At 70.6% G+C, this 25,524-nt stretch carries 18 protein-coding genes; 9 read left to right on the top strand and 9 right to left on the bottom strand.

Going from position 1 to position 25,524, the window contains the following annotated elements:
• Positions 1 to 234: 234 nt before the first annotated feature.
• The 5 genes from KBC94_RS06010 (at position 235) to KBC94_RS06030 (ending at position 10,664) form a co-directional block, all read left to right on the top strand.
• Positions 235 to 1,854 (top strand): efflux RND transporter periplasmic adaptor subunit, encoded by a 1,620-nt coding sequence (locus KBC94_RS06010; protein WP_294367431.1) that lies wholly within the window; start codon positions 235 to 237, stop codon positions 1,852 to 1,854.
• On the top strand, positions 1,851 to 5,021 hold the full coding sequence (locus KBC94_RS06015; protein ID WP_294367433.1) for an efflux RND transporter permease subunit: 3,171 nt from the start codon (positions 1,851 to 1,853) through the stop codon (positions 5,019 to 5,021). Before KBC94_RS06010 ends, KBC94_RS06015 begins: the two co-directional genes overlap by 4 nt.
• Complete coding sequence (locus KBC94_RS06020) at positions 5,018 to 8,302, top strand: efflux RND transporter permease subunit (protein WP_294367435.1); 3,285 nt, start codon at positions 5,018 to 5,020, stop codon at positions 8,300 to 8,302. Before KBC94_RS06015 ends, KBC94_RS06020 begins: the two co-directional genes overlap by 4 nt.
• On the top strand, positions 8,299 to 9,786 hold the full coding sequence (locus KBC94_RS06025; protein WP_294367436.1) for an efflux transporter outer membrane subunit: 1,488 nt from the start codon (positions 8,299 to 8,301) through the stop codon (positions 9,784 to 9,786). The genes KBC94_RS06020 and KBC94_RS06025 overlap by 4 nt, the downstream gene beginning before the upstream one ends.
• Positions 9,787 to 9,965: 179 nt before the next feature.
• Positions 9,966 to 10,664 carry an SGNH/GDSL hydrolase family protein gene (locus KBC94_RS06030; protein WP_294367438.1) on the top strand — a complete coding sequence of 233 codons (699 nt, stop codon included), beginning with the start codon at positions 9,966 to 9,968 and terminating at the stop codon, positions 10,662 to 10,664.
• Between the two features lie 34 nt (positions 10,665 to 10,698).
• Here KBC94_RS06030 and KBC94_RS06035 read toward each other — a convergent pair whose 3' ends face one another.
• The 6 genes from KBC94_RS06035 to KBC94_RS06060 form a co-directional block, all read right to left on the bottom strand.
• Positions 10,699 to 13,860 carry an EAL domain-containing protein gene (locus tag KBC94_RS06035; RefSeq protein WP_294367439.1) on the bottom strand — a complete coding sequence of 1,054 codons (3,162 nt, stop codon included), beginning with the start codon at positions 13,858 to 13,860 and terminating at the stop codon, positions 10,699 to 10,701.
• Positions 13,861 to 13,966: 106 nt separating this feature from the next.
• Positions 13,967 to 14,686 carry a M23 family metallopeptidase gene (locus tag KBC94_RS06040; RefSeq protein WP_294367441.1) on the bottom strand — a complete coding sequence of 240 codons (720 nt, stop codon included), beginning with the start codon at positions 14,684 to 14,686 and terminating at the stop codon, positions 13,967 to 13,969.
• An 80-nt stretch (positions 14,687 to 14,766) separates the two neighbouring features.
• The gene (locus tag KBC94_RS06045; RefSeq protein WP_294367442.1) at positions 14,767 to 16,515 is read right to left on the bottom strand and encodes an ABC transporter ATP-binding protein; all 1,749 of its coding nucleotides are present in this window, start codon (positions 16,513 to 16,515) and stop codon (positions 14,767 to 14,769) included.
• Positions 16,516 to 16,527: 12 nt separating this feature from the next.
• Positions 16,528 to 17,004 (bottom strand): CreA family protein, encoded by a 477-nt coding sequence (locus tag KBC94_RS06050; protein WP_294367443.1) that lies wholly within the window; start codon positions 17,002 to 17,004, stop codon positions 16,528 to 16,530.
• A complete protein-coding gene (locus KBC94_RS06055) occupies positions 17,004 to 17,552 on the bottom strand; it encodes an NUDIX hydrolase (RefSeq protein WP_294367444.1) in 549 nt (182 codons plus the stop codon). The genes KBC94_RS06050 and KBC94_RS06055 overlap by 1 nt, the downstream gene beginning before the upstream one ends.
• 25 nt (positions 17,553 to 17,577) lie before the next feature.
• Positions 17,578 to 18,282: a fumarylacetoacetate hydrolase family protein gene (locus KBC94_RS06060; protein WP_294367445.1), complete on the bottom strand. Its 705-nt coding sequence runs from the start codon at positions 18,280 to 18,282 to the stop codon at positions 17,578 to 17,580.
• Between the two features lie 80 nt (positions 18,283 to 18,362).
• Between KBC94_RS06060 and maiA the strand changes: the two genes are divergently transcribed.
• A complete protein-coding gene (gene maiA / locus KBC94_RS06065) occupies positions 18,363 to 19,001 on the top strand; it encodes a maleylacetoacetate isomerase (protein ID WP_294367631.1) in 639 nt (212 codons plus the stop codon).
• 28 nt (positions 19,002 to 19,029) lie between these two features.
• Entirely contained in the window at positions 19,030 to 19,782 is a 753-nt protein-coding gene (pgeF, locus tag KBC94_RS06070) for a peptidoglycan editing factor PgeF (RefSeq protein WP_294367446.1), read from the top strand.
• Here pgeF and KBC94_RS06075 read toward each other — a convergent pair.
• Positions 19,711 to 19,974 (bottom strand): hypothetical protein, encoded by a 264-nt coding sequence (locus KBC94_RS06075; RefSeq protein WP_294367633.1) that lies wholly within the window; start codon positions 19,972 to 19,974, stop codon positions 19,711 to 19,713. The two genes, pgeF and KBC94_RS06075, sit on opposite strands and share 72 nt — an antisense overlap.
• 142 nt (positions 19,975 to 20,116) lie before the next feature.
• On the opposite strand from KBC94_RS06075, the gene phaC reads away from it, so the two are divergent.
• Entirely contained in the window at positions 20,117 to 21,850 is a 1,734-nt protein-coding gene (phaC, locus tag KBC94_RS06080) for a class I poly(R)-hydroxyalkanoic acid synthase (RefSeq protein WP_294367448.1), read from the top strand.
• Positions 21,851 to 21,891: 41 nt separating this feature from the next.
• Entirely contained in the window at positions 21,892 to 23,070 is a 1,179-nt protein-coding gene (locus KBC94_RS06085; protein WP_294367449.1) for an acetyl-CoA C-acetyltransferase, read from the top strand.
• 77 nt (positions 23,071 to 23,147) lie between these two features.
• Here the strand turns inward: KBC94_RS06085 and KBC94_RS06090 are convergent, their stop codons facing one another.
• Together KBC94_RS06090 and KBC94_RS06095 are read right to left on the bottom strand one after the other, a co-directional pair.
• Entirely contained in the window at positions 23,148 to 24,947 is a 1,800-nt protein-coding gene (locus tag KBC94_RS06090; protein ID WP_294367450.1) for a diguanylate cyclase, read from the bottom strand.
• On the bottom strand, positions 24,944 to 25,489 hold the full coding sequence (locus tag KBC94_RS06095) for a nucleoside 2-deoxyribosyltransferase (RefSeq protein ID WP_294367452.1): 546 nt from the start codon (positions 25,487 to 25,489) through the stop codon (positions 24,944 to 24,946). The genes KBC94_RS06090 and KBC94_RS06095 overlap by 4 nt, the downstream gene beginning before the upstream one ends.
• Positions 25,490 to 25,524 lie beyond the last annotated feature (35 nt).

Raw genomic sequence — 25,524 nt, forward strand, 5'->3', positions numbered from 1 at the left:
GCCCGGGCCCGCCGCCACCAGCCTGCGATGAACGGCGCCAGCGCGGCGCGAACGGCCGGATGGCGGCGCCAACGGCAGCCGGCTGCGCCGCACACCGACCCTCCTGAAGTCGCCCGACGGGGCGCCGACCGACAGCCGCGAGGCTTTACCACCGCTTTACGGTCGCTCCCACATCGCAGCTACGATTTCCCGCTCTACTCGCGGCACGCCCAGCCGCTCGCTTGCCACGCATCCATGGACCCTCGCCACACTCCCCCTTCCGAGACTTCGAACGCCGCAGAGCCGGTGGTGCCGCCCGCGCGGCCTCCGGGGCGGCGCAGCCGCTGGCTGGGGGGCTCGGCGGTGCTCGTGCTGGTGGCCGGCCTGGTGGGACTGGGCTGGTACCTGGTCCACCGTCCGGCGGCCGAAGGCAGCGCCGGCGTCGGCGGGCCACCGGGCCGCGGCGGGCCTGGAGGCCCCGGGGGGCCCGGCGGTCCGGGAGGGCCAGGTGGCGCGGGCGGCGGCTTCGGCAGCGTCACCGTGGGCAATGCCGTGGTGCGCAGCATGCAGTTGCCGATCACGCTCGACGCACTCGGCACGGTCACGCCGCTGGCGACCGTCACGCTCAAGCCGCAGGTCGGCGGCGTGCTGACCGAGGTGCTGTTCACCGAGGGCCAGACGGTGCGCAAGGGCCAGCTGCTGGCCCGCATCGACCCACGCCCCTACCAGCAGGCGCTGGACCAGGCGCGCGGGACGCGGCTGCGCGACGAGGCACAGCTCGCCGCTGCCCGCGTCACGCTGGAGCGCTACCGCACGCTGCTCTCGCAGGACTCCATCGCCCGCCAGGACGTGGACACGCAGGCCGCGCTGGTGCGCCAGCTCGAAGGCACGGTGGTCAGCGACAAGGCCGCCGAGGCCAGTGCGCAGCTCAACCTCGACTTCACCCGCATCACCGCCCCGGTGGCAGGCCGCATCGGCCTGCGTGCCGTGGACCCAGGCAACTACGTGGCGGCCAATGCGACCACGGGCGTCGCCGTCATCACGCAGATGAACCCGATCGACGTGCAGTTCTCGGTGCCGCAGGACCGTGTGCCGGACATCCAGGCGCAGCAGGCCACCGGATCCAGGCTGCAGGCCACGGCGCTGGATCGAACCCGCAGCGACGTGCTCGATCAGGGCGTGTTCTCCACGCTCGACAACGTGGTCGACGTGGGCACCGGCACCGTCAAGGCCAAGGCCCGCTTCGACAACACGCAGGCCAAGCTCTTTCCCAGCCAGTTCGTGAACCTGCGGCTCACGCTGCGCACGGTCGATGCGCTGGTGGTGCCGGGGACCGCGGTGCGCACCGGGCCCACCGGCCCCTATGTCTATGTGATCCGCGACGACCGTACGGTGGAGGTGCGGCCCGTCAAGCGCGGCGAGTCCACGCCGGAGGTGATCGCCATCACCTCGGGCCTGCAAGCCGGCGAGAAGGTGGTGACCGAAGGCGGCGACCGGCTCAACGACGGCTCACGCGTTCAACTGCAGGGTGAGCGCCCGGCCACCGGCCCACGCCAGGGCGGGCAGCGCCGCCGCGGGGCCGAGGGTACGGGCGCGCCCGCCGCCGGTGCGTCGGCGCCGCAAGCCGGGGTCTCGGCGCCCGCTGCCGGCGCGCCTGCGTCCGCTGCCGCCTCGCCTGCGCCCGCACTGCCCACGCCCGAGCAGCGCCAGCGCATGCTCGACAGTGCCCGCGACAACCCCGAACGGCTGGCCCGCATCCAGGCGATGCTCGACGGCCTGGACAAGGGCGATCCCGAGGCCATCGAGCGCTGGCAGCGCCTGCAACAGCGTCGGCGCGAAGGCGGCGGTGGTGGCGGCAGCGGTGAAGGCCGATGAATCCCTCGCGTCCCTTCATCGAGCGGCCGGTCGCCACCGGGCTGCTGATGCTGGCCATCGTGCTGGCCGGCCTGGTGGGCCTGCGCTTCCTGCCGCTGGCGGCGTTGCCGCAGGTGGACTACCCGACCATCCAGGTGCAGACGCTGTATCCCGGCGCCAGTCCCGAGGTCATGAGCCGCACCGTCAGTGCGCCGCTGGAGCGCCAATTCGGCCAGATGGCCGGCCTCAACCGCATGAGCTCGACCAGCGCGGCGGGCGTGTCCATCGTCACGCTGCAGTTCGACCTGGACCAGACGCTGGACGTCGCCGAGCAGCAGGTGCAGGCCGCGATCAACGCGGGCGGTTCCTTCCTGCCCACCGACCTGCCGGCGCCGCCGGTCTATGCCAAGGTCAACCCGGCCGATGCGCCCATCATGACGCTGGCGGTCACGGCCGACACCCTGCCGCTGACCGAGGTGCAGAACATCGTCAACACCCGGCTGGCGCAGAAGATCAGCCAGGTCAGCGGCGTGGGCCTGGTCACGCTCGCGGGCGGCCAGCGGCCGGCCGTGCGCATCCAGGCCAACACGCAGGCCCTGGCTTCGGCCGGCATCGGGCTGGACACGCTGCGCAACGCCATCGCCGCGGCCAATGCCAACGGCGCCAAGGGCAGCTTCGACGGGCCGCAGCGGGCCTACACCATCAACGCCAATGACGCGCTGCTCACCGCGGCCGACTACAAAAAGCTGATCGTCGCCTGGAAGAACAACGCCCCGGTGCGCCTGGCGGACGTGGCCCGCGTGGTCGACGGCGCCGAGAACGCGCAGCTGGGCGCCTGGGCCGGCCTCAAGGACGACCAGCCCCAGGCCAACGGGGCCGGCGACGGCTCGCTGCGCCAGTCGATCATCGTCAACGTGCAGCGCCAGCCGGGCGCCAACGTGATCTCCACCGTGGATGCCATCCGCGCCCGCCTGCCCGAGCTGCAGGCCGCCATGCCGGCCAATGTGCGGGTGGAGGTTCTGTCGGACCGCACCTCCGGCATCCGCGCCTCGGTCGGGCATGTGCAGATGGAACTGGTGCTGGCCGTGGTGCTGGTGGTGCTGGTCATCTTCCTGTTCCTGCACAGCCTGCGTGCCACGATCATCGCCAGCATCGCGGTGCCCATCTCGCTCATCGGCACGGCCGGCGTGATGTACCTGCTGGGCTACTCGCTCAACAACCTGAGCCTGATGGCCATGACCATCGCCACCGGCTTCGTGGTGGACGATGCCATCGTGATGATCGAGAACATCGCCCGCAAGCTGGAGGAGGGCGAGCCGCCCTTCAAGGCCGCGCTCGACGGCGCCTCGCAGATCGGCTTCACCATCATCTCGCTGACGGTGTCGCTGATCGCGGTGCTGATCCCGCTGCTGTTCATGCAGGACGTGGTGGGCCGGCTGTTCCGCGAATTCGCGGTCACGCTGGCCATCACCATCCTGATCTCGGCCGTGGTCTCGCTCACGCTCGTGCCCATGATGGCCGCGCGCTGGCTGGAGCCCGAATCGAAGAGCGGCGGCCGGCTCGGCCGCACAGTGCAGCGCTTCTTCGACCGCGTGATCGCCCGCTACGACGTGGGCCTGGGATGGGTGCTGCGCCACCAGGGCCTGACGCTGGTGGTGGCCGTGGCCACGCTGGCACTCACGGCCCTGATGTACGTGGTCATTCCCAAGGGCCTGTTCCCCACGCAGGACACCGGCCAGCTCAAGGCCCGCATCGAGGCCTCGCAGGATGTGTCGTACGAGCGCATGGCCCAGCTGCAGGAGCGCGCGGCCGCCGTCGTGCTGGCCGATGCCGATGTGCAGAGCGTGAGCTCGGTGGTCGGCGTGGACGGCGCCAGCAACATGGCCCTGAACACCGGCAGCATGCTCATCAACCTGCGCCGCAGCCGCGATGCGCAGGACGTGGTGATGAACCGGCTGACGCAGGCGGTGCGGGCGCAGGTGGCGGGCGTCAAGCTCTACCTGCAGCCCACGCAGGACCTGACCATCGATGCCGAATCCGGCCCCACCGAATTCCGCGTGGCGCTGGAAGGTTCGGACACCGCCACCGTCAACGACTGGGCGAAGAAGCTCGTCGCGCGTCTGGGCAATGAGCCGCTGGTGCGCAATGCCACCACCGACGCCGGCGCGCAGGGCCTGGCTGCCTATGTGGACATCGATCGCAACACGGCCTCGCGTCTGTCGGTCACGGCCAGCTCGGTGGACGATGCCCTCTACAGCGCCTTCGGCCAGCGCATCGTCTCCACCATCTTCACTGAGACCAACCAGTACCGCGTGATCCTGGAGGCGCAGCGTGAGGGGCTCGATTCGCCCCAGGGCCTGGGCAGTCTGCAACTGCGCACCGGCGGCGGCACGGCCACGCCGCTGTCGGCCTTCGCCACCGTGCGCGAGCAGCCCGCGCCGCTGCAGATCACACGGGTGGCGCAGTACCCCGCGGCCACGGTCGGCTTCGACACCGCGCCGGGTGTGGCGCTGGGCAAGTCGGTGTCGGCCATCCGCGCCGCAGCCAATGAGATCGGCCTGCCTGTCGGCATCAACCTGCGCTTCCTGGGGGCGGCCGGGGCCTACGAGAACTCGCTCACCAGCCAGCTGTGGCTGATCCTGGCGGCGGTGGTGTGCGTGTACATCGTGCTCGGCGTGCTGTACGAGAGCTATGTGCACCCGATGACCATCCTCTCGACGCTGCCCTCGGCCGGCGTGGGCGCGCTGCTGGCGCTGATGCTCAGCGGCAACGACCTGGGCGTGATCGGCATCATCGGCATCATCCTGCTGATCGGCATCGTCAAGAAGAACGCGATCATGATGATCGACTTCGCCATCGACGCGGAACGCAACGAGGGCAAGCCGCCGGAAGACGCCATCCGCCAGGCCGCGCTGCTGCGCTTCCGGCCCATCCTGATGACGACGCTGGCGGCGCTGTTCGCCGCGGTGCCGCTGATGCTGGGCCTGGGCGAGGGCGCGGAACTGCGCCGGCCGCTGGGCCTGTCGATCTTCGGCGGGCTGGTGCTGTCGCAACTGCTCACGCTGTTCACCACGCCGGTGATCTACCTCGCCTTCGACCGGCTGGGCCGGCGCTTCTCGCGCCGACGCCGTGACGAGGATGACGGCGACGGTGGCGCCACGGTCCCTGCGCCGGAGGCCCGCGCGTGAACCTGTCGCGCCCCTTCGTGTTGCGGCCGGTGGCCACGGTGCTGCTGACGCTGGGCATTGCGCTGGCGGGCATCCTGGCCTTCTTCAAGCTGCCGGTGTCGCCACTGCCCAAGGTGGACTTCCCGGTCATCAGCGTCAGTGCCAGCATCGCCGGCGCCAGTCCCGACACCATGGCCAGCAGCGTGGCCACGCCGCTGGAGCGGCGGCTGGGCGTGATTCCGGGGGTGAATGAGCTGACCTCCACCAGCTCGGTGGGCTCCACCCGCATCACGCTGCAGTTCGACCTGGACCGCGACATCGATTCGGCCGCGCGCGAGGTGCAGGCCGCCATCAATGCGGCCCGCGTCGACCTGCCCGCCACGCTGCGCAGCAACCCGACCTACCGCAAGGCCAACCCGGCCGCGGCGCCGGTGATGATCATCGCGCTCACGTCCAAGACGCGCACGCCCGGGCAGATCTACGACACGGTCTCCAACATCGTGAGCCAGCGCCTTTCGCAGGTCGAAGGCGTGGGCGACGTGGAGATCGGCGGCGGCTCGCTGCCCGCCGTGCGGGTGGAACTGGAGCCCTTCAGCCTCAACCGCCTGGGCATCAGCACCGAGGACGTGCGCGCGGCCATCCAGGCCAACAACGCCAACCGGCCCAAGGGCGTGATCGAGAGCGAGGACCGGCGGCTGCAGATCTACACGCCGTCCCCGGGCCTGCGCGCGGCCGACTACCGCGATCTGGTGATCGCCTGGCGCAACAACGCGGCGGTGCGCCTGAAGGACGTGGCCGAGGTCATCGACAGCGTCGAGAACACGCGCACCCTGGGCCTGTTCAACGGCCAGCCGGCCATCGTGGTGCTGCTGCGCGCCCAGGCCGACGCCAACGTGATCGAGACGGTGGACGCGGTGCGCGCGCTGATCCCCGAACTCAAGGCGCAGCTGCCGCAGGACATCGACGTGCAGGTAGCCTCGGACCGGACGGCCTCCATCCGCTCGGCCCTGCACGAGGTCGAGTTCACGCTGATGATCTCGGTCGCGCTGGTGGTGCTGGTGGTGGGGCTGTTCCTGCGGCGTGCACGGGCGACCATCATCCCGACCGTGGCCACGGTGGTATCGCTACTGGGCACCTTCGGCGTGATGTACCTGCTGGGCTTCTCGCTCAACAACCTGAGCCTGATGGCCCTGACGGTGGCCACCGGCTTCGTGGTGGACGACGCCATCGTGGTGCTGGAGAACACGCAGCGGCACATCGAGAACGGCATGGGCCGGCTGCAGGCGGCGCTGCAGGGTGCGCGCGAGGTCGGCTTCACCGTGCTGTCCATCAGCCTGTCGCTGGTGGCGGTGTTCATTCCGCTGCTGTTCATGGGCGGTCAGGTGGGCCGTCTGTTCCATGAGTTCGCGGTGACGCTGTCGGTGGCGGTGCTGATCTCGCTGGTGATCTCGCTCACCACCACGCCCATGATGTGCGCGGCCCTGCTGCGGGCGGAGGGCTGGTACCAGCGCCGCCCGCCCGGGCCGCTGGGCCGCCGCTGGGCCCCGGTCAGCGCCTGGCTGGGCCGCCAGGGCGACCGTCTGTGGGGCGGCATCCTTCGTGGCTATGCCCGCAGCCTGGACTGGGCGCTGGCCAGCAAGACCATCGTGGTGATCTCGCTGCTGGCGGTGATCGGCCTGAACGTCTACCTGTTCGTCCATGTGCCCAAGGGCTACTTCCCGCAGCAGGACAACGGGCAGATCAACGCCGGCCTGCGGGCCGACCAGAGCATCTCGTCCGTCGCGCTGTCGGCCAAGCTCAAGCAGGCGGTGGACATCATCAAGGCCGACCCGGCGGTGGACACGGTGGTGGGCTTCACCGGCGGCACGCGCGCGGGCGGCGGCTTCATGTTCGTCAACCTGAAGCCGCTGGCCGAACGGGGCGTGAAGACGCAGGTGGTGATCGACCGGCTGCGGCCGCAGCTCAACCAGCTCACGGGCCTGCGGGTCTTCCTGGGGCCGGTGCAGGAGCTGCGCATGGGCGGGCGCTCCAGCAATTCCACCTACCAGTACACGCTGCGCGCCGACAACATCACCGACCTGCGGGCCGCCTCGGCCAAGCTGGCCGCGCGCATGGCAGAGCTGCCGCAGCTGGCCGACGTCGACGGCGAGAGCTCCAACGACAACGGCGTCGAGACCTTCCTGTCGGTGGATCGCGACGCGGCCGCGCGGCTGGGCGTCAACACCACCGCACTCAACAGTGCGCTCTACAACGCCTACGGGCAGCGCTCGGTGGCGACCATCTACAACGACCTCAACCAGTACTCGGTCATCATGGAGTGGGCGCCGCGCTTCCAGACCTCGCCGCTGGCGCTGAAGGACCTGTACGTGCCCTCCACGCTCAGCAGCACGACCAACGCGGACGGCAGCACGGGCAGCACCTCGCTGCAGGCGAACACCGACACCAGCACCGGCACCTCGACCACCACCTCGGCCAACCCGGGGCAGCGCGGCGCTTCCACCGGCCAGGCGCTGGCCACCAGCACGACCACCCTGGTCCCGCTGTCGGCCTTCGCCACGCTCAAGGAGCGGGCGGTGCCCAGCGCCATCAGCCACGAGGACACCGAGCTGTCGAGCACCATCTCCTTCAACCTGCCCGACGGCGTGACGCTGCAGGAGGCACAGGCGGCCATCAAACAGGCCGAGAACGACGTGGCCCTGCCCATCAACGTGCGCGGCAGCTTCGGCGGCACGGCGCGCGCGGCGCAGCAGAGCGGCAACCAGCAGGCGCTGCTGATCGTCGGGGCCATCGTGGTCATCTACATCGTCCTGGGCATCCTGTACGAGAGCCTGATCCATCCGGTGACGGTGCTCACCACGCTGCCCTCGGCGGGCGTGGGTGCGGTGCTGGCGCTGCTGATGCTGCGCATGGACCTGTCGATCATGGCGCTGATCGGGCTCTTCCTGCTGATCGGCATCGTCAAGAAGAACGCCATCATGATCATCGACTTCGCGCTGGAGGCGCAGCGCCGGCGGGGCCTCACGGCCACCGAGGCGGTGCGCGAGGCCAGCCTGCTGCGGCTGCGGCCCATCCTCATGACCACGCTGGCCGCCATGCTGGGCGCGCTGCCGCTGGCCATCGGCTTCGGCGTGGGCTCGGAGCTGCGCCAGCCCCTGGGCGTGACCATCATCGGCGGCCTCGTCGCGAGCCAGTTGCTCACGCTGCTCACCGTGCCCGTCATCTATGTGCTGATGGACCGCCTGCGTCCCGGCGGCGGCCGCGTGCCGCCCATCGCCATCCACGAACACGCTCCCACCCGATGAAGACCCGCCTCGCTCCTTCCGCCTTCCCCGCGCGCCGGCAGCTGCTGCTGGCGGCGCCGGCAGCCGTCCTGCTGGCCGGCTGCGCCGTGGGGCCGCGCTATGTGCCGCCGGCCGATGCCGCCCCCATGGCCTTCAAGGAGGCGCCGGCCGTGGCCGGCTGGTTGCCCGCCACGCCGGGCGACACGCTGGACAAGGGGCCGTGGTGGAAGCGCTTCGACGATGCCCAGCTCGATGCGCTGGCCGAGCGCGTGCAGTTGAACAACCAGAACATCGCCGTTGCCGTGGCCGCCTACAGCCAGGCCCAGGCGCTGGTGCGCGAGCAGCGCGCCTCGCTGCTGCCGTCGCTCACGGCCAGCGGCAGCGGCCGCCGCAGCGGGCCTGTCCGGAGCAACAGCGGCACGTCGCCGTCCAGCAGCTTCTCGGCCGGGCTCACGGCGAGCTGGGACGCCGACCTCTGGGGCCGCCTGCGCCTGTCGGTGGAAAGCGCCAGTGCCAGCGCGCAGGCCAGTCAGGCCGACCTGGCGGCGGCCCGGCTGTCGGCCACGGGCGCGCTGGCCACCAACTACCTGCAGCTGCGCGCGACGGATGCCGAGATCGCGCTGCTGGATCGCACGCTCGAAGGCTACGAGCGCTCGCTGACCATCACACGCAACCGCTACCAGGCGGGCATCGCGGCGCAGACCGACGTGCTGCAGGCGCAGACCCAACTGGTCAGCGCGCGTTCGGACCGTGCGGGCCTGGTGCGCGACCGGGCCGTGCTGGAGCATGCGATCGCCGTGCTGGTGGGCGTGGCGCCGGCCGACTTCCGCATCGCACCGCAGGCCGACTGGCTGCCGGTGGTGCCCGCGGTGCCGCTCAGCCTGCCGGCCGAACTGCTGCAGCGCCGGCCCGACATCGCGGCGGCCGAACGCGCGATGGCGCGGGCCAATGCGCAGATCGGCATCGCCCGCAGCGCCTACTTTCCCAGCCTCAATCTCACGGCCTCGGTCACCGGCAGCGCGAGCCGGGTGGGCGACCTCTTCAATGCCTCGAACCTGCTGTGGGCGCTGGGCCTCTCGGCCGCGCAGACGGTGTTCGATGGCGGCGCCATCGCGGCCCAGGTGGATGCGGCCGGCGCCACCTACCAGGGCGCGGTGGCCAGCTACCGGCAGACCGTACTGACTGCCTTCCAGGCGGTGGAGGACCAGTTGAGCAATGCCGCTGCGCAGGCCGAGCAGGCCGTGCTGCTGCGCCAGGCCTCTGAAGCCGCGGACCTGACGGAGCAGCAGATCCTCAACCGCTACCGCGCTGGCCAGGTGAACTACACCGACGTGGTGACGGCCCAGGCCTCGGCCCTGAGCGCGCGGCGCAGCCTGCTCAATGCCCAGCTGTCGCGGCAGGCCTCGGCGGTGGCGCTCATCCAGGCGCTCGGGGGTGGGTGGGAGGCCGACTGGTTGCGCACGCCGGTAGCCGCGCCGTCCGCACTCCCTGGGGCCACGCGTTGAGCCGGAACTGAGGCTCGCCATGAGCAGACGGTTGCGCGCTGCACCGCTGCGTGGCCTGAGTTCTCCCAGTTCACCTCAAGGTTGCTTTCGAGAATCGGCCTAACATTCCTGCCGCCCGGCATTTGACCGGGCCCGCTGCTGCAGCCCCGCGGCGGCGAGATTCATCAGGGAGTAGGGCAATGAATGAACGAAATGCCGGCGCGACGGCGAGGGTGTTGCCGTGGCTGATGCTGGCGCTCACCCTTGCAGGCTGCGCACCCAGTCGCATCGCGTGGCGCAATGCATCGCCGCAGGACGAGGAGCAATGGCGCCGCCAGCAGAAGCTGCAGCAGCAGCCCGACTGCAGCGTCGCCTTGTGGGGAGATTCCATCCTGCATGGCGCCCACAACGGCGCCCATCGGCTGGCCGAGCCGCCGGCCTCCATCCTGCGGCGGCTGCGGCCGCTCTATGCCGTGGAGGACAACTCGGTGCCCGGCGACAGCGCCTACGCGCGCCAGCCGCAGTTCGAACGGCTCACGCTGCGGGCCCGCATCGTGGTGCTGCAGTACGGCATCAACGACGCCGGCCACCACTATCCCTACGAGCCCTCATTCCGGGCGATGGTGGCGCATGTGAAGGCCCAGGGGCGCACGCCGCTCATCACCGGGCTGTCGCAGGTGATCGGCGCAATGGCGGGCCGCGACGAGAACGACGCCATCGCCCGCCGCATCGCTGCCGAGACCGGCAGCGTGTTCGCCGACTGGGGCGCGGTGCGCTTCGATCCGGCCGACATGGCCGACGGCGTGCACCCGGGGCCGCGCTATGCCGAGCGGCTGACGGCGCAGCTGGCGAAGGCGCTGGACCGCGTGGCACCCGAGTGCGCCGCGTCCGGCGCCTGAGCGCGCCGATCACACCCCGCGGCGCGCCAGGCGATCAGGCCGCCGCCAGCTCCGCCGGCCGCTGGCTGCGCAGCCAGCGCTCCAGTTCGGCCGGCGGCATCGGCCGGCCGAAGTGGAAGCCCTGCAGCTCGTCGCAGCGCGCGGCATGCAGCATCTGCGCATGCTCAAGTCGCTCCACGCCTTCGGCCACCACCCGCAGGCCCAGCGTGTGGCCCAGGCCGATGATGGCCCGCGCGATGGCCAGTTGTGCCGGGTCCTCCAGCATCTGCTGGACGAAGGAGCGGTCGATCTTGAGCTTGTCGATGGGGAAGCGGTTGAGGTAGTTGAGGTTCGAGTAGCCGGTGCCGAAGTCGTCGATGGACAGCGTCAGCCCCAGCGCCTTGAGGGCGTGCAGCTGGGCCATGGTCTCCTCGGCCGTCTCCATCAGCGTGGACTCGGTCAGTTCCACCTCCAGGTGGGCGGGGTTGACCTGGTGGCGGGCCAGTGCCGTGCGCAGCACCTCGGGCACGCCGCTGGTGCGCAGCTGTACCGCCGACATGTTGAGCGAGACGGTCAGCTCGCCCAGCCCCGAGCGGCGCCAGGCATCGTGCTGGGCGCAGGCCTGCTGGATCACCCAGTCGCCGAGCGCCACGATCTGGCCGCTTTCCTCCGCGATGGGAATGAACTCGGCCGGCGGCACGGCGCCCAGCTCGGGGCTGTGCCAGCGCAGCAACGCCTCCACACCGATGGTGCGGCCCGAGCCGGCCTCGATGCGCGGCTGGTAGGCCAGCCACAGCTCGCCTCGCTCGATGGCGTGGCGCAGGCAGGACTCGACCTGCTGGCGCTGTTGCGCACGGGCGTTCATGGCCGGCGTGAAGAAGCGGGCGGTGTCGCGGCCGCTGGACTTGCTGTCGTACATCGCCATGTCGGCATGCCGCATCAGCGTGTCGATGTCGGCACCGTCTTCCGGGTACATGGCCATGCCCACGCTGCACGAGACGTACAGGCGCGAGCCGTGCACCTCGTGCGGCTCGCGCACGGCGGGCAGGATGCGCTGCTCCACCACCGCAGCCAGGTCGTCGCTGCCGCGCACGCCGTCCAGGATGACCATGAACTCGTCGCCGCCCAGGCGGCTGACGGTGTCCACGGGCCGCACCGAGTCGGCGAAGCGCTGCGCCACCGAGCGCAGCAGCGCATCGCCCACATGGTGGCCCAGCGAGTCGTTGATGTTCTTGAAGCGGTCCAGGTCGATGAAGAGCACGCCGACGCGGCGGCCGGCGGACTGCGCCCGGTCGATGGCCTCGCGCAGCCGCTCGGCGCACAGGGAGCGGTTGGGCAGGCCGGTGAGCACGTCGTGCAGTGCCAGGTAGCGGATGCGTTCCTCGCTGCGCTTGCGGTCGCTGATGTCGATGGAGGTGAAGATGTAGTGCGAGATGCGGTCCGGCCCGTCGCGCACCACGCTGGCCACGATCCAGGCCGGGTAGGCATGGCCGTCCCTGCGGCGCATCAGCACCTCGCCCTGCCAGGCGCCGCGCTTGTCCAGCGCCGGCCACAGCGTGCGCAGGTGGGCGCCGTCGTCGGCCAGCAGCAGGGCTGGGCTCTGGCCGACCAGGTCGGCAAGGTCGTGCCCGGTGCCGCGGCACAGCGCGTTGTTCACGGTGATGATGTCGTGCTCGGCATTGATGATCAGGATGCCTTCGGAGGAGGCCTCGAACACCTTGGCCCACAGCTTGAGCCGCTGTTCCATGTGCTTGAGCTGGTTGATCGGCGTGAAGGCGGTGAGCATCGCCTCCTGGCCCTGGTAGTGGATCAGCCGGGCCGACAGCACCGCCCAGCCCGGTGCGCCGCCGCCCTGCCAGCGCACCTCGAATTCGTCGACGGCGCGGCGGTCGGCCAGCTGCTGGAAGAAGCGGGCGCGCACGCCCGGCTCCAGCCCCTGGGCCCACGGATCCTGCGAGCGGCCGCCCAGCCAGGCCTGCGCCGGCGCATTGGCGTTGAGCACCTCGTGGCCCGGGATGGCCGTGACCATCAGCGGGATCGGGATCGATTCGACCAGCTCGCGCTGGGCATCCGCCGCCCGCGCCGAGGCCGCCAGCTCCTGCTGGATGCGCCGTTCGCGGTCGAGCTGGGCCAGCATGTCGTTGAAGCCCAGGACCAGGCGGCCGATCTCGTCGTTGCTGTGCCAGCTGGCGCGCAGCGTGTGGTCGCCGGTGCGGCGCACGGTGTCCACCACATCCGACAGGCGGCGCAGCGGCCTGGAGATCTGCCGCGCCACATAGAACACCGCGCTCAGGATCAAGAGCAGCAGGAACAGCGCCGTGCCCAGGTGCAGCCACATGCGGGTGAAGAAGCCGTGTTCGCGCACGGCGAGCAGCGTGCTCATCTCGCGGCTGGTGGCGCTCCAGGCCTCGTCCAGCCGGGCGAACAGCGCCTGCTGGGCGGGGTCGAAGGCGGCCAGCGGTGCGCTGTCCTGCTCCTGGGCCGCGCGGGCGGCGCGGCGGAAGTCCTCGATGGCGGCCAGCAGCCGGCCGCGGGAAGCATCCAGCGCGCCGGCCAGCGGACCCCGCGCGGCGGCGAAGGCCTCGCCGTAGTCGCTGCGGATGGCGGCGGCCACGGTGTCGAGTCGGCCCTCCAGGATGAAGAAGCGCGTGTTCGATTCCGTCCGCTCCAGGGGCGTGCGGGTCTGGCGATGGGCGACGAGCTGGCTGCGCATGGCCGCGCCCAGCTCCATCAGCTCCGGAAAGCGCAGCAGCAGCAGCGACATGGTGTAGTAGCTGTCCAGGTCCGGATCGAGGATCAGGTTGGACTGGTTGCCCACGCGCGTGACCAGCGCCCGGCCGCTCTCCAGCGCCTGCCGGGCCGTGGCATCGCGCTCGGGTTGCGGCGCTCGCCTCCAGGCCTGCGCGTCCTGGCGGAAGTGGCGGCTGGCCTCGGCGCTTTGCATGCCTTCGCCCCAGTGCCGCTCGACGCGCGCCAGCGTGGCGTCGTCCGCCGCCCGCGCGCCCTGCCAGCCGGCCAGTGCCATGAGGGTGGGCCGCACGCCGTCGATGTAGGCCGTGCCCGCGGCTTCCTTCCGGCCGAAATCGATGGCGATGAACTTCTCGTTGATCAGGATGCCGCTGATGAAGATCACCGCCGTGAGGTCCAGCAGGTAGATCACCAGGAGCTTACGGCCGACGCTGAGCCGTCCGAGGCGGCGCGAAAGAAAGTTCAACATGAGGGATGCTTTGGACACAATTTCTTGCAAATTGCGTGCCGCGGTCTTGCCCCATGCTGGTGCATCGCCGACGCCCGGTTGCACCGCCGGGCGCCCGAGGGACGTGTCAGCGCGACATGTACAGCTGCGGATCGACCGCCACACCCTGGCGTCGGATCTCGAAGTGCAGGCGGCTTTCTTCGCCCGCATCGCCGTCGTCGATCTCGGCGATCACCTCGCCCTGGCGGACCATCTGCTGCTCGCGCACGCGGATGTTGCGCACATGGGCATAGGCGCTGATCACCTGGCCGCCGTGCTCCACGATCACCGTGCGGCCGTAGCCCGCCAGCTCGGTGCCTACGAACGCCACCTTGCCGTCGGCGGCCACGGCCACCGGATCGCCGGCATGGCCGGCGATGTCGACGCCCTTGTTCTGCTCGCCATCGAAGGCCTGGAGCACGGCGCCGGGTGCTGGCGCGGCAAAGCGCGGCATCTCGCCGGGCGTGGCACTCAGGGCGGCAGCGCCGGCCGCGGCCGGGGCGGCGCGGCGGGCGACCGAACGGCCCTTCTTGCCGGGGGCTGGACGGCCGCGCGCGCTGGTCCCGCGGGTGGCCTGCGCGGTTTTGGCCCGCCCGGCGCTGCGTGCCGGCGCGGCCTGCCTGGACTTGGAGGCGGCCGGCTTGGACGCGGCGGGTTTCGAGGATTTGGCCGGCGTGTGACTGGCCGGGGCGGCCATGGCGAGGCTGGCCGCGAGCATCAGGCTGCCGCCCAGCAGGGCGGCCCAGCCCGCCGACAGCGGGCGCGGCGGCCGCGGGCGGGGGCGCAGCAATGAAATGGGATTGAACATGGGGCGCTTGGAGCGATTGGCGGGCCGAGGGTTCAGCGTCGCGCGGTTCGGGAGCGTGCGTGACGCATGCCGGGATGTTCTCAGGCCGAGGCACCGGCGACCTGCGCCGCGAGCGCCGGGTGGCGGGCCAGCACGGCCTCGCGCGGACCGGCGTCGGCCACCCGCCCGGCCTCCATCAGCACGACGGTGTCGAAGCGGCCGAGCAGGGCCAGCCGGTGGATGGAGGCGACCACGCAGGCGTGCGGGAATGCCGCCGAGAGGCGGTCGAGCACCTGGGCCTCGGTGGCGGCGTCGAGGGCGCTGGTGGGCTCGTCCAGCAGCAGCAGGGAGCTGCCGGCCGCAGCCAGCGCGCCGCGCGCCAGGGCGAGGCGCTGACGCTGGCCGCCGGAAAGGTTGAAGCCGCGCTCGGTGAGCGGGCTGTCCAGGCCCTGCGGCAGGCGAGCCAGCACTTCATCGAAGGCGCTGGCCGCGGCGGCGGCCTGCAGCTCGGCGTCGGGCCGGGCGTCGCCGAAGTCCAGGTTCTCGCGCACGCTGGCCTCGAAGACCTCGGCCTCCTGCGGAATCAGGGTGGCCATCTGGCGCAGGCTGGCCCAATCGGCCGGGCGGCCGTCCCGCAACAGCGTGCCGGCCTGGGGCGCATACAGTCCGGCCAGCACGCGCAGCAGCGTGCTCTTACCGCCGCCGCTCGGGCCCACCAGCGCCACCCGGCTGCCGCGCCGCAACTGCAGGTCGATGCCCTGCAGGCCATGGCCGCGGCTGCCATCGGCATAGCGCCATTGCATCGCCTCCAGCGAAAGCGTCGCCCAGGCGGCTTGCCCGTCCACCGGCGGCACGGGTTGCGATGGATCGCCCGGCGCAGCCCAGATGGGGGCCGCACTGCCCCAGTCGGTGTGCATGCGCGCGAAGCTCTGGAAGTTGGCCGCCATGGAGCCCACGACGGACGCGGCCTGCTGCGCGTACTGGTAGATCATGAACACGGTGCCCAGCATCACCGGCTGGCCGGGCACGCGGTTCTGCCACACGTACTCCATGACCAGCGCCCAGGTCAGGCCCAGGCCCAGCAGGTCGACGGTGAACCACTTGCCCTCGTTGACCACCACGGCCCGCTTGAGCGGCGCCGACACCGCGCCCATGCGCCGGCCGAGCAGCCGGCGCGAGGCCGCCTGCAGCCGCAGGCCGATCACCGTGCCGGCATTGCCGATGAAATCGAACAGCGCGGCGGCATAGCGCCGGTCGGCATCGTTCTCGGCGCGGGCCAGCTGCATCAGCGTGCGGTCGAAACGCACGATGACGACCGCGATGGCGACGAAGCCCGCCAGCGCGATCAGCCCGCTGGCCGGCGCCAGCAGCGCCAGGGCCACCAGCGGACCGATGAAGCTGAAGGCGTTCTGCACGTAGACGAACTGGTTCTGGGTGAAGTCCGACAGCGCGCGGCTGGCCTGGTGCACGCGGTGCTGCAGTTCGCCGGAATGGTGGCCATCGCGCCACACCAGCGGCGCGGCGGCGATGCGGGCATAGAGCTGGTCGGCCACTCGCTCGCGCACGCGCAGGCCCACGTTGCGCTCCAGCACGCGGCCGGGGCCGTGCAGCATCCACGAGACGAGGTAGATGGCCAGCAGCAGCAGGATCCAGCGGCCCGAGCCGGCGATGTCGCCGCGCTGCAGCGTGTCGATGGCGCGACCGGCGAGCCATGGCAGGGTCAGGCGGATGAGCTGCGAGGCCGAGATGAGTGTCGTCGCGCCCACCAGGTGCGTGCGCACGCCCGCGGCATGACGCCATAGCGCCTGGTAGAGCTCGCGGACGGCGCGGGCGGGGGACGACGTCGCCATCGCCGCGGGGCCTTACTTCAGCGGGATGGGCGTGCCCCGGTCCACCGGCACGGCGGTGACCGCATTGGTGGGCGAGCCGTCGATCAGCTTGTCGGAATAGGTGAGGTAGACCAGCGTGTTGCGCTTGGCGTCGACCATGCGCACCACGCGCAGTCGCTTGAACAGGATCGACTGCCGCTCGCTGTAGACCTCTTCCTGCTGCGGCAGGGGATTGGCGATGGCGATGGGCCCGACTTGTCGGCAGGCGATCGAGGCCTCGGCCTTGTCCTCGGCCAGGCCCACGGCGCCCGACAGGCCGCCGGTCTTCGCCCGCGAGACATAGCAGGTCACGCCCGTGACCTTCGGATCGTCATAGGCCTCGACCACCACCTTGTGGTCCGGGCCGATGAGCTTGAAGGCGGTGCTGACTTCGCCGACCTTGGTGTTCTGGGCGTGGGCCAGGCCGGCACCGGCCAACAGCAGCAGGGGCAGGAGCAACGGTGCGCGCATCACTGGATGTCCAGGGTGTGGAACTGGAAGCGGCCGGCGCGCCGGTCCTCGAAGAAGCAGCGCAGCGCCTCGCGCACGGTGCGAAAGGCGATCTCGTCCCAGGGGATTTCGTCCTCTTCGAACAGGCGGGCTTCGATGGTCTCGTGGCCAGGGTCGAAGCGATCGCTCTGCAGCTCGGCCAGGTAGAACAGGTGCACCTGGCCGACGCGCATCACGTTCATGAGGGCGAAGAGCTCGCCCATCTTGAACTGCGCCCCGGCCTCTTCGACCGTCTCGCGGGCGGCGCCGTCGGCGGTGGTCTCGCCCAGCTCCATGAAGCCCGCCGGCAGTGTCCACTTGCCCCAGCGCGGCTCGATGTTGCGCTTGCACAGCAGCACGCGCGCGCCCAGCACCGGCACCGTGCCCACCACGTTCAGCGGGTTCTCGTAGTGGATGGTGCCGCAGGCCGGACAGACGGCGCGCTCGCGCGTGTCGCCGTCGTCGGGCACGCGGTAGACCACCGCGGTGCCGCAGGCCTTGCAGTGCCGGATACGGGGGCGTTCGAACATGGGGCGCCGGCTCCTCGGTGGCCGATCAGGCGATGCGGACCGACAGGCGCGGCAGGCCGGCCACCTCGCCCTCCAGCAGGTCGCCCTGCACGACCGCGGCCACGCCCTCGGGCGTGCCGGTATAGATCAGGTCGCCGGGCTGCAGCTCCCAGGCGGCCGACAGGTGCTCGATGGTCTCGGCGATGTTCCAGATCAGCTGGCTCACGTTGCTGCGCTGGCGGTCGGCGCCATTGACCTGCAGCGAGATGGCGGCCTTCTCGATATCGCCGGCCTCGGCCTTGGGCACGATCGGGCCGATGGGCGCGCTCTGCTCGAAGCTCTTGCCGATGTCCCAGGGACGGCCCTGCTTTTTCATGTCGTTCTGCAGGTCGCGGCGGGTCATGTCCAGACCCACGGCGTAGCCGAAGATGTGCTTGTGGGCATCGGCCGCGGCGATGTTCTTGCCGCCGGTGCCGATGGCCACCACGAGTTCGATCTCGTGGTGCAGGTTCTTGGTCAGGGTGGGGTAAGCCGCGGTGCCGGTGGTGCCGGCGTCGACCACCACGGCCGCATCGGCCGGCTTCATGAAGAAGAAGGGTGGCTCGCGGCCGGTGAAGCCCATCTCCTTGGCATGCTCCTCGTAGTTGCGGCCGACGCAGTAGATGCGATGGATCGGGAAGCGCGCGGCGCTGCCCGCCACGGGAACCGACACCACCGGTGCCGGCGCAAAGACGAAATCCTGGGAAGCCATGGAGACTGCTCTTGGGAGGTTGGAGGAGGGGAAGGGCGCAGTGTGCCAGAGGCGGCGCCGTCGTATGCTCGCCGACCATGATCAAGCTGCACAACTACTTTCGCTCCTCGGCCTCCTTTCGCGTGCGCATCGCCCTGCAGCTCAAGGGCCTGCCGTATGACTACGTGCCGGTGCACATCGCCCGTGGCGACCACAAGACCGCGCCGTATGCGCAGATCTCGGCCGACCAGCTGGTGCCGCTGCTGGAGACGGACGACGGCCAGCGTTTCTCGCAGTCCATGGCGATCATCGAGTACCTGGACGAGCTGCACCCCGAGCCGGCCCTGCTGCCGCGCGATGTGGCCGCCCGCGCCCATGTGCGTGCGCTGGCCCAGTCCATCGCCTGCGAGATCCATCCGCTGAACAACCTGCGCGTGCTCAAGTACCTGGTGCGCGAGCTCAAGCTGAGCGAAGACACCAAGAACGACTGGTACCGCCATTGGGTACGCGACGGACTGGTGGCCTTCGAGCGCCAGCTGGCCGCCTCGCCCGCTGGCCGCTTCTGCTGGGGCGACACGCCCACGCTGGCCGATTGCTGCCTGGTGCCGCAGATCTTCAATGCCCGCCGTTTCGACAGCGACCTGTCGGGCCTGCCGCGCACCATGGCGGCGTACGACGCCTGCATGGAACTGCCGACCTTCCAGGCTGCGCAGCCGTCGCAGTGTCCGGACGCGGAATGAGCCTCGGATCGACGGCCGTAGCGCGGGCATGCAACTGATCTGCCCCGACTGGCCGGCGCCGCCTGGCGTGCGCGCCCTGTGCACCACGCGCGACGGCGGCGTGTCCGGCAGCGCGCAGGGTGGCGGCTGGGCGGGCCTGAACCTGGGCACGCATGTGGGTGACGACCCGGCGGCGGTGGCCGAGAACCGCGCCCGGCTGGCTGAGGCCGCCGGCGTGCGCCCCGTCTACCTGCAGCAGGTGCATGGCACGGCCTGCGCGCCGCTGGACGCAGCCAGCCCGGACGGCCTGGAGGCGGACGCCTGCACGACCGCCGAGCCCGGCATCGCCTGCACGATCATGGTGGCCGACTGCCTGCCGGTGCTGCTGACCGATGCGATGGGCCGGCGGGTGGCCGCCGCCCATTGCGGCTGGCGCGGCCTGGCCGCAGGCGTGCTCGACAGTGCCTGCGCTGCTTTCGAAGCTGGCAGCGAATTGCTGGCCTGGCTCGGGCCCTGCATCGGTCCGACCGCCTTTGAGGTGGGGCCCGAGGTCCGCGTGGCCTTCCTGGCGCGCGACGAAGGCGCTCACGCCTGCTTCGTGCCGGGTGCCGCCGAGGGCAAATGGCTGGCGAACCTGCCGGCCTTGGCGCGACGCCGCCTGGCCGCGTTGGGCGTGCGGGACGTGCATGGCAACGACGGCAGCGCCGCCTGGTGCACCGTCGGCAATCCCTCAGTCTTCTTTTCGTACCGGCGCGATGGGCGCGTCAGTGGCCGTTTCGCGGCCCTCATCTGGCGGGATTGAAGCGCCCGGCTGCACGGGCCGCGCGTTCGCCCCCTCTGCCGCGGCCTCCCGCGCGCGCCGGGCCCGACGCCGCGCCGGCGTGGCGAGGATGTAGCCCACGATCCCCATGGGCAGCAGCCCGTACAGCACGAAGGTGACGATGGCGCCGAGCAGGCTGCCGTTGGTGGCCGTGGCCTCGGCCACGGCCATCATCACGGCCACGTAGAGCCAGGCGATCACGACGAGATGGAGGAACACGGGTCGGCTTTAGAGGTAGGCTTTCCGGGGGAAGAGGGGTCTCGAAAATGCAGGATACTCCGCCGGACCATCCGTCAGGTGAGGCACCGGAGACTCCATGAACCAGCAAGACGCGAAGGCCCAGATGAACGCCATGTTCGGGCCGTTTCAGCAGGCATTGACCGATGGTTGGGGCAAGGCGATGAGCGCCTTCGGCCAGCTCGGCAATGGCGGCAGCTTCGGCGGCGCCGCGCAGCCCGAGTTGCCGCGCTTCTCCTTCGACCCGGGTCGCCTGCAGGCCATCCAGCAGCAGTATGTGGAAGAGGCCGGTGCCCTGTGGCGCCAGGGCCTGTCGGTGCCGCCGCCGGGCGACAAGCGCTTCGCGGGCGAAGGCTGGGCCGCCAATCCCATGGCCGCCTTTTCGGCCGCGGCCTACCTGCTCAATGCCCGCACCCTGCTGGCCATGACCGAGGCGGTCGAGGCCGACGCCAAGACCCAGGCCCGGCTGCGCTTCGCGGTCGAGCAGTGGATGGCGGCTTCAGCGCCCAGCAACTTCCTGGCCTTCAATGCCGAGGCGCAGCAGAAAGCCCTCAAGACCCAAGGTGAGAGCATCGCCCGCGGCATGCAGAACCTCATGCACGACATGCGCCAGGGCCATGTCAGCATGACGGACGAGAGCGCCTTCGAGGTGGGCCGCAACGTGGCCACCACCGAAGGTGCCGTGGTGTTCGAGAACGAGCTGTTCCAGCTCATCGAATACAAGCCGCTGGGCGACAAGGTGCACGAGCGTCCGCTGCTGCTGGTGCCGCCGTGCATCAACAAGTTCTACATCCTCGACCTGCAGCCCGACAACTCCCTGGTGCGCCATGCCGTCGAGCAGGGCCACCGCACCTTCGTCGTCAGCTGGCGCAATCCCGACGAGTCGCTGGCCCACACCACCTGGGACGACTACATCGAGAAGGGCGCCATCACCGCCATCGGCGCCGTACAGGCCATCAGCGGCCAGGACAAGCGCGGCGGCAAGATCAACGTGCTGGGCTTCTGCGTGGGCGGCACCATCCTGGGCACGGCGCTGGCCGTGCTCGCGGCGCGCGGCCAGAAGCCGGCGGCCTCGGTCACCTTCCTGACCACGCTGCTGCGCTTCGAGGACACCGGCATCCTTGACGTCTTCATCGACGAGGCTTTCGTGCGCTTCCGCGAGATGCAGATGGGCCAGGGTGGCCTGATGCCCGGCGCCGACCTGGCGGCCACCTTCAGCTTCCTGCGGCCCAACGACCTGGTCTGGAACTACGTGGTGGGCAACTACCTCAAGGGCGAATCGCCGCCGCCCTTCGACCTGCTGTACTGGAACAGCGACGCCACCAACCTCCCGGGCCCCATGTACGCCTGGTACCTGCGCAACACCTACCTCGAAGACAAGCTTGCCGACAAGGACGCGGTCACGGTCTGCGGCGAGAAGGTGGACCTGGGCCGCATCGACATCCCGGCCTACATCTACGGCTCGCGCGAGGACCACATCGTGCCCATCGGCGGCGCCTATGCCACCACGCAATTGCTGTCGGGGCCGATGCGCTTCGTGATGGGCGCCTCGGGACACATCGCCGGCGTGATCAATCCGCCCGCCAAGAAGAAGCGCAGCCACTGGCTGCGTGAGGACGACAGCTTTCCGCCCACGCATGCCGAGTGGCTGGAAGGCGCCACCGAATACCCGGGCAGCTGGTGGACCGATTGGGACGCTTGGCTCAAGCGCCATGCCGGCAAGCAGGTCCCCGCACCCAAGGCCTATGGCAACGGCGCGGCCTACAAGGCCATCGAGCCGGCGCCGGGCCGCTACGTCAAGGCCAAGGCCTGATCCCTTTTCCTTCCCAACGATTTCACTGAAGAGAGAGCACCATGGAAGACATCGTCATCGTCTCGGCCACCCGCACCGCCATCGGCAAGTTCGGCGGTTCGCTGGCCGGCATCCCGGCCACCGAGCTGGGCGCCATCGTCATCAAGGAAGCCCTGGCCCGTGCCAAGGTCGAGGCCGGCCAGGTGGGTGAGGCGATCATGGGCCAGGTTCTGGCCGCCGGTGCCGGCCAGAACCCGGCCCGCCAGGCCTGGCTCAAGAGCGGCGGCGCCAAGGAGACGCCGGCCCTGACCATCAATGCCGTCTGCGGCTCGGGCCTGAAGGCCGTGATGCTGGCCGCCCAGGCCATCAACGCCGGCGACAGCGAGATCGTGGTGGCCGGCGGCCAGGAAAGCATGAGCCTGGCGCCGCACGTGCTGCCCAACTCCCGCAACGGCCAGCGCATGGGGGACTGGAAGCTGGTCGACACCATGATCGTGGACGGCCTGTGGGACGTGTACAACCAGTACCACATGGGCATCACGGCCGAGAACGTGGCCAAGCAGTACGACATCAGCCGCGCTGCCCAGGACGAACTGGCCCTGGCCAGCCAGCAGAAGGCGGCGGCCGCCCAGGACGCGGGCAAGTTCAAGGACGAGATCACCGCCGTCAACATCCCGCAGAAGAAGGGTGACCCGGTGGTCTTCAACGCCGACGAGTTCATCAACCGCAAGACCAGCGCCGACGGCCTGGCCGGCCTGCGTCCCGCCTTCGACAAGGCCGGTGGCGTCACGGCGGGCAATGCCTCGGGCCTGAACGACGGCGCCGCCGCCGTGGTGGTGATGAGCGCCAAGAAGGCTGCCGCCCTGGGCCTGACGCCATTGGGCCGCATCGCCAGCTTCGCCACCTCTGGCCTCGACCCGGCCATCATGGGCATGGGCCCGGTGCCGGCCTCGAAGAAGGCGCTGGAGCGCGCCGGCTGGAAGGCCGCCGACCTGGACCTGCTGGAGATCAACGAAGCCTTCGCCGCCCAGGCCTGCGCCGTGCACAAGGAAATGGGCTGGGACACCAGCAAGGTCAACGTCAATGGCGGCGCCATCGCGCTGGGCCACCCGATCGGCGCCTCCGGCTGCCGCATCCTGGTGACGCTGCTGCATGAGATGGCCCGCCGCGATGCCAAGAAGGGCATCGCTTCGCTGTGCATCGGCGGCGGCATGGGCGTGGCGCTGACCATCGAGCGCTGAACCCCGGCGCCGCCGCTGGCCCCAAGGCCGGCGGCGCCACCCTCCCACAAGGCCCGGCATGTCCGGGCCTTGTGCTTTCAGGGCGCGGACATGTCGCCCGCGAAGCTGAATCCGGGCGCGTGCGACTGCTGCTTGCTGTGGTACATCGCGCGGTCGGCGGCGCGCAGCAGTGCGTCCAGGCTGTCGCCGTCCTGCGGGCGGCAGGCAATGCCGATGCTCATGCCGACGCGCAGGCCCTGGCCTTCCCAGTCCACGGGCAGGGCGGCCTGGCCGAGCAGGCGCTGCGCCAGGGCGGCAAGCGCATCGCGATGGGGATCGCCCGCGACCAGCAAGGCGAATTCGTCGCCGCCTAGGCGGGCCACCAGGTCCGAGTCGCGCACCGACTCGCGCAGGCGGCCGGCCAGCGCCGCGAGCACGGCGTCGCCGGCCGCATGGCCGTGGCGGTCATTCACTGCCTTGAAACCGTCCAGATCCAGCAGCAGCACGGCGAAGGGGCGCCCCTCGCGCAGCCACCGATCGGCCTGCACCTCCAGGCCGGCACGGCTGGCCACGCCCGTGAGCGAGTCGGTCCGCAAGGCGTCCACCAGCTCCAGGTTGTGGGCGGCCAGCGCCTGTTCCGAGCGCAGCACCAGCCGCAGGCGCGAAGCGGCTGCCACGGCGAACACGACCAGTTCGAGCACCAGCGCACCTTGCGTGAGGTTCATGTGACCGGGCTTCCAGTCGATCAATCCCCAGCTGGCGAAGACGATGGCCCCCACGGTCAGCAGCAGCAGGGCCACGCCCACGCAGTACAGCACTGCGGGCCAGTAGCGGCGCCGCCCCGCCACGATCGCGCCGGCGAGCAGGACGGCCGAGGCGAGCACCACCGACGCCTGCACCAGGTTGAAGGTCAGCAGCGGATGCGGCCCGAAGAGGCCGTACACGGCGGCCACGCCCAGCGCAGCCAGCAGGGCGACCACCAGCCGGTCGAGCCACGGCGCAAACTGCCGCAGGTTGAGCAGCCGTCGCCCGAACTGCAGCTTGCAGATCGCCCACAACGCCGGCATGAGCGTGTAGGAGACGCCCGCCGCTGCCGGCCAGTTGGCGAAGGGGTAGCGCAGCAGGTGCCCGTTGAAGCCGGCGATGGCACCGAGCGCGCACAGGCAGGACAGCAGGTAGTAGACGTAGATGGCCTCGCCGAAGACCAGCAGCAGCACCAGGCCGTACACCAGCAGGCCGATGAGGATGCCGTAGCTGATGCCGTCGAACATGCGCTTGTCCTGGGTGGATTCCAGGTAATCGGCGGTGCGCCAGACGCGCATGTCGTAGACGCGGGCGAAGGTGGATTCCGCCCGCACATAGACCGTATAGGGCTGCGCGTCGGGCAGGTGGAAGCGCCAGGCCATCTGTTCGGACGAGGCCTGGCGCGTGCGCCAGGGATGCCGCATGCCCGTCACCACGGGCTCGGCCAGCGCATGGCCGTCGGGCGCGAAGGGGCCGTAGAACCGCATCTCGTGCGTGGAGACCGAAGGGACCAGCAGCAGCCATTCCTGCGGCGCGTCGGCCGGATCGGCCAGCCGCAGCTGGAACTTGAACCACAGCACCCGATCGGCCTCGCGGCCCCGCAGCGGATCCTCCGGCAACATGAAACGCGACTGCCACTCGGGCCGGCGCACCTCGTCGAGCGTGAGCGTGCGGCTGGTGTCGTCCAGCACCTGCAGGTGCCAGGCCAGGGGCAGACCGCCGGCCTGGCGGCCGATGGCCGCGGGCGCCAGTCGCTCGGACGGCGAGGGGACGATGCCCTGCGCCACGGCCCAGGCCGCCAGGCCCAGCCACAGCAGCGCGCCGAGGCACAGCCTGCGCCAGTGGCGTGCGCCTGCCGCGGCGCCGGGCCTCATGGGGCGCCGGCCCCCAGCAGACGGGCGAGCATCCGGATCGCGCTGGCGGCGTCCTCGGCCAAGGGCGTGGCGCCCGTGAGCATCAGGTTCAGCCGCTGTTCCCGGCCCTCGACCTCGGTGCCGTCCGCCTGCTCGCGCAGCACGCCGTGGCTGTCGGTGCCGCAGGGCCGTGCGGCCTGGACCCGGTCGGCATAGCTGCCCGCCGGCACGCCGTAGGCGACCACCGGCTTGTCCAGCGCGATGGCGAAACCGACCTCGAAGACCGTGCCCGAATCGGGCTCCAGCCCGCGGAAGCACTGCAGGTTTGCGATCACGCCGCTGCAGCTGTGGATCAGGTCGATGTTGCCCTGGTAGATGCGGCGGGCCTGCTCGTCGTCGCCCACGGCACCGGCCAGGTCGATGTGGGCATCGGAAGGCGCCACGCCTTCCAGGCCGCAGGCGCTGCACAGCCGCTTGAGTTCGCGGAACACGGCCGGATGGTCGGGCCGGAAGATGTCCGGGCCCGCCAGGTAGACACGCGGGCGCAGGGGGTCTGCATTCATCGCGCGCATTTTCGCGGTCCGACGTGCGTTTGGGG

The sequence above is a fragment of the Pseudacidovorax sp. genome (genome assembly GCF_017991995.1).
Classification (GTDB): Bacteria; Pseudomonadota; Gammaproteobacteria; order Burkholderiales; family Burkholderiaceae_C; genus Xenophilus.

Bases quoted from the DNA above. Each gene is read 5' to 3' on its own strand.
- KBC94_RS06010 (WP_294367431.1), top strand. From the start codon at position 235: ATGGACCCTCGCCACACTCCCCCTTCCGAGACTTCGAACGCCGCAGAG.
- KBC94_RS06015 (WP_294367433.1), top strand. From the start codon at position 1,851: ATGAATCCCTCGCGTCCCTTCATCGAGCGGCCGGTCGCCACCGGGCTG.
- KBC94_RS06025 (WP_294367436.1), top strand. From the start codon at position 8,299: ATGAAGACCCGCCTCGCTCCTTCCGCCTTCCCCGCGCGCCGGCAGCTG.
- KBC94_RS06030 (WP_294367438.1), top strand. From the start codon at position 9,966: ATGAATGAACGAAATGCCGGCGCGACGGCGAGGGTGTTGCCGTGGCTG.
- KBC94_RS06035 (WP_294367439.1), bottom strand. From the start codon at position 13,860: ATGTTGAACTTTCTTTCGCGCCGCCTCGGACGGCTCAGCGTCGGCCGT.
- KBC94_RS06040 (WP_294367441.1), bottom strand. From the start codon at position 14,686: ATGTTCAATCCCATTTCATTGCTGCGCCCCCGCCCGCGGCCGCCGCGC.
- KBC94_RS06045 (WP_294367442.1), bottom strand. From the start codon at position 16,515: ATGGCGACGTCGTCCCCCGCCCGCGCCGTCCGCGAGCTCTACCAGGCG.
- KBC94_RS06050 (WP_294367443.1), bottom strand. From the start codon at position 17,004: ATGCGCGCACCGTTGCTCCTGCCCCTGCTGCTGTTGGCCGGTGCCGGC.
- KBC94_RS06055 (WP_294367444.1), bottom strand. From the start codon at position 17,552: ATGTTCGAACGCCCCCGTATCCGGCACTGCAAGGCCTGCGGCACCGCG.
- KBC94_RS06060 (WP_294367445.1), bottom strand. From the start codon at position 18,282: ATGGCTTCCCAGGATTTCGTCTTTGCGCCGGCACCGGTGGTGTCGGTT.
- pgeF (WP_294367446.1), top strand. From the start codon at position 19,030: ATGCAACTGATCTGCCCCGACTGGCCGGCGCCGCCTGGCGTGCGCGCC.
- KBC94_RS06075 (WP_294367633.1), bottom strand. From the start codon at position 19,974: ATGATGGCCGTGGCCGAGGCCACGGCCACCAACGGCAGCCTGCTCGGC.
- phaC (WP_294367448.1), top strand. From the start codon at position 20,117: ATGAACCAGCAAGACGCGAAGGCCCAGATGAACGCCATGTTCGGGCCG.
- KBC94_RS06085 (WP_294367449.1), top strand. From the start codon at position 21,892: ATGGAAGACATCGTCATCGTCTCGGCCACCCGCACCGCCATCGGCAAG.
- KBC94_RS06090 (WP_294367450.1), bottom strand. From the start codon at position 24,947: ATGAGGCCCGGCGCCGCGGCAGGCGCACGCCACTGGCGCAGGCTGTGC.
- KBC94_RS06095 (WP_294367452.1), bottom strand. From the start codon at position 25,489: ATGAATGCAGACCCCCTGCGCCCGCGTGTCTACCTGGCGGGCCCGGAC.